Origin of the sequence: Phytoactinopolyspora endophytica (assembly GCF_004138495.1) — a bacterium.
Classification (GTDB): Bacteria; Actinomycetota; Actinomycetes; order Jiangellales; family Jiangellaceae; genus Phytoactinopolyspora; species Phytoactinopolyspora endophytica.
On sequence record NZ_ML142856.1, the window covers coordinates 184149 to 190487 of the forward strand.

The 6339-nt window shown below is 67.5% G+C and carries 8 protein-coding genes; 3 read left to right on the top strand and 5 right to left on the bottom strand.

The features are described from left to right. A partial coding sequence (locus ELR45_RS17180; RefSeq protein WP_129667590.1) for a YciI family protein occupies positions 1-299 on the bottom strand: 299 nt, incomplete at its 3' end. A gap of 251 nt (positions 300-550) precedes the next feature. On the opposite strand from ELR45_RS17180, the gene ELR45_RS17185 reads away from it, so the two are divergent. Beyond that, positions 551-1423: a LysR family transcriptional regulator gene (locus ELR45_RS17185; protein ID WP_129667591.1), complete on the top strand. Its 873-nt coding sequence runs from the start codon at positions 551-553 to the stop codon at positions 1421-1423. Between the two features lie 69 nt (positions 1424-1492). Here the strand turns inward: ELR45_RS17185 and ELR45_RS17190 are convergent, their stop codons facing one another. Next, complete coding sequence (locus tag ELR45_RS17190; RefSeq protein WP_205856749.1) at positions 1493-1939, bottom strand: MarR family winged helix-turn-helix transcriptional regulator; 447 nt, start codon at positions 1937-1939, stop codon at positions 1493-1495. 112 nt (positions 1940-2051) lie between these two features. Between ELR45_RS17190 and ELR45_RS17195 the strand changes: the two genes are divergently transcribed. Continuing rightward, complete coding sequence (locus ELR45_RS17195; RefSeq protein ID WP_129667490.1) at positions 2052-3113, top strand: LLM class flavin-dependent oxidoreductase; 1062 nt, start codon at positions 2052-2054, stop codon at positions 3111-3113. After that, positions 3110-3730, top strand: coding sequence for an NAD(P)H-dependent oxidoreductase (locus tag ELR45_RS17200; protein WP_205856750.1), 621 nt, complete (start codon positions 3110-3112; stop codon positions 3728-3730). Before ELR45_RS17195 ends, ELR45_RS17200 begins: the two co-directional genes overlap by 4 nt. 87 nt (positions 3731-3817) lie before the next feature. Here the strand turns inward: ELR45_RS17200 and tal are convergent, their stop codons facing one another. The 3 genes from tal to ELR45_RS40980 all read right to left on the bottom strand — a co-directional run. Continuing rightward, the gene (gene tal / locus ELR45_RS17205) at positions 3818-4930 is read right to left on the bottom strand and encodes a transaldolase (protein ID WP_129667491.1); all 1113 of its coding nucleotides are present in this window, start codon (positions 4928-4930) and stop codon (positions 3818-3820) included. 27 nt (positions 4931-4957) lie between these two features. Then, positions 4958-5938 carry an SDR family NAD(P)-dependent oxidoreductase gene (locus tag ELR45_RS17210; protein ID WP_129667492.1) on the bottom strand — a complete coding sequence of 327 codons (981 nt, stop codon included), beginning with the start codon at positions 5936-5938 and terminating at the stop codon, positions 4958-4960. 109 nt (positions 5939-6047) lie between these two features. Beyond that, positions 6048-6339: aldo/keto reductase (locus tag ELR45_RS40980; protein ID WP_240759809.1), on the bottom strand; the 292-nt coding region annotated here is incomplete at its 5' end.

The following is a 6339-nucleotide window of genomic DNA, read 5'->3' on the forward strand; positions in this document are numbered from 1 at the left end:
AGTTGCGGGTGGTCAGCCACGGGCCCCAGCAACGGCACCCACTCGCGAATCTGCGCGGCGGCCACCACGCCGTTGGTCATGAACGGATCGTCGTCCACGATCGACTGCACCGCTGCCCTGTCCTCGGCACGGTAGATCAGCAGACCCCCGCGAACGTCGTCCTGTCCCCAAGGACCGGAAGCGAGCAGCACGCCATCATCGACAAGTCCCCGCAGGTAATCGATATGGGCATCACGGTTGGCATCTTGAAGCGCCACATCTTCGGTGTAGGTGTAGATAAGGGCAAACGTCTTAGCCATATCAAGATCTCCTTGGTCGTGACGATCGGGTTGGACCGGAATGATGAGTACCGGCGCGCCCTAGCTTCCGTTGTCTCCGGTGACGATGATCACGGGCGGCTGATCCTTGCGGGACCTGGGCCGTGACGGGCGGTCCGGCTACAACTACAACGATGCGCCGTCGGTTCTCACCAGGGAAGGATCGTGACGGTCATGGGTGTTACCCCCAGGGACACACCGAAGGAAGCGACCGGATGAAGGAGAGCCGGATGATCGAGTCCAGAGCACTGAGGTACTTCGTCGCGGTCGCCGAGGAGCTGAACTTCACCCGGGCCGCCGACCGGCTGGGCATCTCCGCCCCGCCGCTGTCACGCGCAATCCGTGCACTCGAGGCGGACCTCGGCGTGCCCCTCCTGGAGCGCGACACCCACAGCGTCACCCTGACCACGGCCGGTACCGTCCTCCTCGGCCAGGCGCGGCCGGGGCTCGATACCCTGGAGGCCGCCGGCCGCCGCGCCCAACGCGCCGGCGCTACCACACCCCAGGTCGTGCTGGCCGTCAAAGCGGATAACGACGCTGGACTCCTGGACACCATTCTGACGCGGTACGCCGCCGAGGACGCCGCGCTCCCGGTCACCGTCCGCCTGTGCGGATGGGGAGAAGAGCCGCGTCTGCTGCGCCGGGGTGAAGCCGACGTCGCTCTGATACACGGGCCGTTCGACGGCACCGGACTGGACGCCGAGCCGGTCACCATGGAACCCACCGTCGCGGCCGTCCCGCTCGGGCACGCCTTCGCTCGTTTGGGCACGGCAACGCTCGCCAACCTGGAACTTCCCGTGACCGGCCCCACTGATACAGCCAGCATGCATGGCTATCAGCGCCGCCTCGTCGACGAGCACGGGATCCGTGACCTGCCCCAGCTCTTCGCACTCGTCGAACTCGGCCGCATCACGGCGCTGGTCCCCCGATCCGTCATGGACCGCTACCCTCGCCCGCGCCTGGCCTACATCGATGTGGCCGACGCTCCGCCCTCGGTCCTCTCGATCGTCTGGCCCCAGGAGTCCCGCTTCACCGCCGTGGCCGCGCTCGTCCGCGCTGCCACGGAGCTTGAGCCTTCCGCGCCCGCCACGTCGTTGGAGATCTGACGAAACACGAGCCGCGCTACTCACGGATCCGACTCAGACCCTGACGGCTGCCACAAGGCCTGAGCGAGGTCACTGCCGGTTGGGGTCAAGGCGCGCCCAGATATCGGCGAGCCGACGGAGATCATCGTCGTCAAGCCGGTCGAAGAAGAGCTCGCGGAGGTCGCGGTACTGCTGCCGCCACGCCTTACGCAGCAGCGCCCGTCCTTCCCTTGTCAAGACCGCATCGAAACTGCGGCCATCGACAGTCGACTGGCGCCGTTCGATGAGCCCACGGCGTTCCAGACGGTCGGCGAGACGGGTAAAGCCACCGGTGGACATCAGGCGACGCTCGGCGAGTTCCGACATCCGCATGCCCGTCGGCCCGGCCTCACCCAGAAGAGCCAGGACGCTGTACTCGGCCATACTCACGTTCAGCGGAGCGAGCCCTGCCTCAATCGAACGCCAAAGCCTGTCATGGGTGAACAGGAATCCCTTCCATGCCTCATCCTCGATGTCTCGCAGCCTTTCGGTCACCATGGCAGAACTATATCTCGTCTACCTCGCACGACGCCGGGAATATCTGCCTGTGCAGATAACTTATTAGTCACGTAGGCGCTGGCTGGCGCCGACAACATGAAGGGATACCGAGATGGCATTCGAGATTGGAATCATGACCTTCGGTGAGGTGACGGAGGATCCCACCACCGGGCGGCTGCCGTCGCCGCGGCAACGCGTGCGCGAGACGATCGAGCAGGCGAAGGTCGCCGACGAGGCGGGCCTCGACGTGTTCGGCGTCGGTGAACACCACCGCTCCGATTTCGTCGGTTCAGCACCGACGATCCTGCTGGCCGCCGTGGCCGAGGCGACCGAGCGCATCCGCCTGACGAGTTCGGTCACCGTGCTCGGCTCCGAGGATCCCGTGCGCGTCTGGCAACAGTTCGCGACGATCGACCTGCTGTCACATGGCCGGGCCGAGATCATCGCAGGCCGCGGCTCCTACACAGAGTCATTCCCATTGTTCGGGTACGACCTGCAGGACTACGCCGACCTCTTCCGCGAGAAGCTCGACCTGCTGCTCAAGATCCGCGAACAGAACCCACTCACCTGGTCCGGGCACTTCCGCGCTCCCCTGGTCGACGCCGACATTGCACCGCGCGCCGACGGAGACACCATTCCTATCTGGGTGGGGGTAGGAGGCTCCGCGGCGTCCGCGATCAGCACCGGGCGGCTCGGCCTGCCGATGGCGATGGCCCTCCTGCTGGGGCCGTTGACCTTCCACGAGCAGACCATCGAGCTCTACCGCGCATCCGCTGAGCAGGCGGGGCACGACACGCGCGCGCTTCCGGTCAGCATCAACACGCACGGGTACGTGGGCCGCACCAGCCAGCAGGCGAGGGACGTGATGTATCCGTACTTCGCCAAGGGCATGGCGGAGAACAACCACCAGCGTGGCCGGGGCGTCCGGCTTCCGCGGACGTTCTTCGACGCGCAGGCCTCGCCGGGGTCCGGGCTCCTAGCAGGCAGCTCACAGGAGGTCGTCGACAAGCTGCTCGCCTACCACGAGCTGTACGGCATCAGCCGCGCCATCATCCAGATGGGCTTCGGCGGGATGCCGCAGAAGGAACACCTGGAAGCGATCGAACGGCTCGGAACCGAAGTGGCGCCCGTCGTGCGCCAGGAGGTCGCCACACGTCAGGAGGTGGCAGCGTGACCGTCACCACCCCGCCCGTCGTCGATGCAGGACCAGACACACCTACGGCCGGCGCGACTCTGCGGGTGGTCGTCGTCAACGGCAGTCCGAGCCGGCAGTCCAAGACCCTGGGCCTCGTCGACGTCGTCCTCGACACGCTGGGGAGGATGCTCCCCGTCGAAGCGTCCCAGGTCGACGTGTACCGCTTGGGTCCAGGCTTCACCGGGGCTCTCGAGCGCGACGACGTCACGCCCGACGTCGACGCCATGCTCCGGCTCGCCGAAGACGCCGACCTCCTGATCGCTGCGGCACCGGTGTATCGAGGCTCCTACCCCGGCATGTTCAAGCACTTCTTCGATCTCATCGACCAGTATGCGCTCGCCAACAAGCTCGTTCTGCTGGCTGCGACGGGCGGGGGCGAGCACCATGCGCTCGTCCTGGAGCACGCGATGCGACCGCTCTTCGCCTTCTTCCAAGCGTTGACGGTGCCCGTCGCGATCTTCGCATCCGCGGGGGACTTCGACGGCGTCACGCTGCTGAACCCCCGCGTCTACGGGCGCATCGAGATGGGCCTTACGGACGTGGTGGACCTGCTCACATCCCGCGCCACCGGGGTGCGGGCAACCGCGGACAGCTGAGCGGTCCACACCAGGCCTTCGCGGGTGAGGTCTGGTTCCGCTCGCGCCGCGGAGACCTGGTGGTCGTCGGGTTCTCCCGCTCGATCACTATGCGGCTTTCGAAGGCGCGAGCACCTCGTTCACCGTCTGCTGAAGCTCACGCCAGGAGGCGATGAATTGTTCCACGCCCTCGTCTTCGAGCGCCCGCGTCACGTCGTCGACGTCGACACCGACCGCCGCGAGTCGGCCGAGCACGGTTCGCGCCTCCGCGTACGCGCCCGTGACGACGTCACCCATGATCTCAGCGTGATCGAACGTGGCCTCGAGCGTCTTCTCCGGCATCGTGCTGACCGTGCCCGGCGCGACGAGGCCCGTGACGTACATCGTGCCGGGCAACGCAGGATCTCTGACGCCGGCGGACGCCCACAGCAGACGTTGCACGTTGGCGCCTGCCGCAACCAGCGCGGTGGCTCGCGCCTCGGCGAAGCGCTGCTCGTACAGCTCGTAGGCGAGCCGCGCGTTCGCGAGCCCGGCGCGCGAGGCCAGGGCTTCGGCCTCGTCGGTGCCGATGGCAGCGAGGCGCCTGTCGACCTCGGGGTCGACACACGATACGAAGAACGAGGCCACCGAGTGGATGCCGGAGAGGTCGATACCCGCCTCACTCGCCTTCTCCAGCCCAGCGAGGTACGCATCGATCACCTCGCCGTAACGCTCGCGGCTGAAGATCAGCGTGACGTTCACGCTGATGCCGGCCCCGATCACCTCGGTGATGGCCGGCAAGCCCGCCGTCGTCGCCGGGATCTTGATGAGCACGTTCGGGCTGTCGACGCGCGACCACAGTTCCTTGGCCTGGGCGACGGTGCCCTCGGTGTCGTGCGCGAGCTCGGGCGAGACATCGATCGACACGCGGCCGTCGAGACCGGCCGTCGCGTCATAGATGGGAAGGAACAGGTCGCAGGCGCTTCGCACGTCGACCGTCGTGATCGAGAAGATCGCTTCGTCGGTCGGCACGCGCCGCCTCGCGAGCCGGTCGACCTGGGCCTCGTACGCCTGGCCCTTCGACAGTGCGCTCGCGAAGGTCGTGGGGTTGGTCGTGACGCCCGTGACGGCGCGGGTCGCGATGAGTTCGGCGAGCTTGCCGGAGAGGATGTCCGGGCGCGACAGGTCGTCGAGCCAGACGCTCACACCTTCGGCGGCGAGCCGTGCGGTGGGGGTGTTCATACATTCTCCTTGAATGATCCGTAGGCGTCATGCCTTGAGCAGCTGCTCGCTCAGCTCCCACAGCCGCTGGGCCGAATGCGGGTCGATGGAGTGCGACATGACCTCGGACGGGATGTCGTCCGCGGTGAGCGGCCTCGGCTCGTCGTCCACCGGCGAGATGTCGTTGTCTTTGAGATAGACGCCACCGATCTCGGCGAGCAGGGGGCTGGTGGCCGCGAACACGATGGTGCTCGCCCCCTGTTGCGGCGCCTTCTTGCCGCGGTCGGGGTCGATGACCGGCCGTCCGGACTCGTCGATCAGTCCCTGGGCGCGCAACGCTTCCTCGCCTCCGGAGCTGTTCAGAGCCGTGCCGACCACGACGCCCGGATGCACCGCGTAGCCACGGATCCCGTCCTCGGCCCAGCGGCGGTCCAGTTCGACGGCGTGCAGGACGTTCGCGACCTTGGACTGGGCATAAGCGAGGACCGGCTCGTAGCCGGAATCGAAGTGCGGGTCGTCCCAGCGGATGTCGGAGAGTCGATGAGCACCGGATGTCACGTTGACCACCCGGGCACCGCGCGCCGCACGCAGCGCGGGTAGCAGACCCAGGGTCAGCTGGAAGTGGCCGAGATGGTTGGTCGCGAACTGCGCCTCATAGCCGCGTGTATCCCGGACAAGTTCGCCGGGAGCGGGGAGGCCGGCGCAGTTGATCAGCACGTGGAGAGGACGGCCGGGTTCGAGCCAGCGGGTAACGAAGTCGTCGATCGACGCGGGATCGAGGAGGTCAAGCCGGCCGACCTCGACCCGCTCGATCCCGTCCAGCGCGGCCGCGGCCCGGTCCGGGTAGCGCGAGCCGACGGTGACCGAGGCGCCGGCCTTGCTCAGCGCACGCGTGGACTGAAGGCCGAGCCCGGCGTGGCCGCCGGTGACGATGACGTTCGTGCCGGTCAGATCGACGTCCGTGAGGACGTCGTCGACCGTCGAGGCGGCGGTGAATCCGGTTCCGATGGGGTGCTGCTTGTGTGTCATGCGACGGGTCCTTGAGAGATGGGGGTTGGCTGGGTCTGTTCCGGGCTCCAGGAGCACGACGGGCGCTGCCGAACAGGCCCCGCCGTGCGAGACCCGGCGAGGGGTTCGCTCAGGTAGCAGAGCGCTCGTCGACGGTCCGGCGGCGGAGGCCTGGGCGCTGGATGGCCGGAGGGACGTAGGCGGCCCCGTCTCGCATGCCGACGTCCGTGCCGGGCGGAACGATCTCGTCGATCCGGTCGAGGATCTCGTCGGTGAGGGTGACGTCAACGCCGGCGAGCAGGTCGTCGAGGTGTTCCATCGTGCGTGGCCCGATGATCGCGGAGGTGACGCCGGGGTGTGCGATGGCGAATGCCATGGCCATGTGGGTCAGTTTCAGCCCGGCGGCGTCGGCGACGGGGATG